A 1,379-nucleotide genomic window follows, 5' to 3' on the forward strand; every position below is an offset into this window, starting at 1 on the left:
CTAGTGTCATGCGCATGAAATTCGTCGGCAATATTTAGCGAGGGATTCCAGGATCTCTTCGGCGGTCTTGGTCCACACGAACGGCTTCGGGTCGTCGTTCCACTGATCCATCCAGTCGCGGATGTCCTTCTCCAGCGCTTGGACGCTCTTGTGGACGCCGCGGCGGATCAATTGGTCGGTCAGATAGCCGAACCAGCGCTCGACCTGATTGATCCAGGAAGAGCCGGTCGGCGTGAAGTGCATATGGAAGCGGGGATGGCGAGCCAGCCAGGCTTTGATCGCCGGGGTCTTGTGGGTGCCGTAGTTGTCGCAGATCAGGTGGACGTCCAGCTCGGCCGGTACCGTCTGGTCGATCGTGGTCAGGAACTTCTTGAACTCGGCGGCGCGGTGCTGACGGTGCAACTCGCCGATGACGCTGCCGTCGGCGACGTTGAAGGCGGCGAACAGGCTGGTGATCCCGTTGCGGACGTAGTCGTGGGTGCGCCGCTCGGGCATGCCCGGCATCATCGGCAGCACCGGCTGCGACCGGTCCAGGGCCTGGATCTGCGATTTCTCATCCACGCACAACACCACTGCGCGCTCGGGCGGGTCGTGATACAGCCCGACCACATCGACGACCTTCTCCACGAACAACGGATCCGTCGACAGCTTGAAGGTGTCGGCCTGGTGCGGCTTGAGCCCGAAGTCCCGCCAGATCCGCCCGATCGTCGACTTGCTCAGCCCGCTGCGCTTGGCCATCGAGGCCCGCGACCAGTGCGTGGCGTTCTTCGGTGTCTCCTCCAGGGTCGCCACCACCACCTCTTCGACCTGATCCAAGGTGATCGAGGGCGGCCGGCCCGGACGCTGCTCGTCGATCAGCCCGTCCAGCCGTAACCGCAGGAACCGATGACGCCATTTGGACACCGTGTCCGGGTGCACCCGCAGTTCAGCGGCGATCTGCTGGTTGTCCTTGCCGTCCGCGCAGCCCAGCACGATCTTCGAGCGCATCGCCAGGACCTGCGCGGACTTGCTCCTTCGTGCCCACCGCTGCAACACCGCCCGCTCCTCGTCGGTGACCGTCAACTCTGCCTTGGGCCGCCCCGTGCGGGCCTCATCAACCAAGGCATCCAGCCTTCCCCGAGCAAAGGCGGCACGCCATTTGCGCACCGTGCCAACGGCGATGCCCAACTCCCGCGCCACCTGCGCGTTACTGGATCCCGGCTCCGCACAGCCCAGCACGATCTTTGCCCGGATCGCCAACCGTGACGACTCCGCGGACATGCCGATCAGCCGAGCTCGCTCAGCTTCGGTCAGATGGATCTCTACTGCCGGCGGTCCTGAATGCGCCATGCATGCCAGCTTATGGACTTAACCGACGAATTTCAGGCGCATGACACTAG

The 1,379-nt window shown here is 64.1% G+C and carries 1 protein-coding gene; it reads right to left on the minus strand.

Annotated features, from left to right (window positions below; translation table 11 throughout):
• Nucleotides 1-6: 6 nt before the first annotated feature.
• Complete coding sequence (locus ACWDXC_RS45240) at nt 7-1,329, minus strand: IS630 family transposase (protein ID WP_449993258.1); 1,323 nt, start codon at nt 1,327-1,329, stop codon at nt 7-9.
• Between the last annotated feature and the right edge of the window lie 50 nt (nt 1,330-1,379).

Source organism: Nonomuraea sp. NPDC003214 (assembly GCF_053590035.1).

Excerpts from the sequence above, each read along its gene's own strand:
- ACWDXC_RS45240 (WP_449993258.1), bottom strand. The coding sequence starts at position 1,329 with ATGGCGCATTCAGGACCGCCGGCAGTAGAGATCCATCTGACCGAAGCT.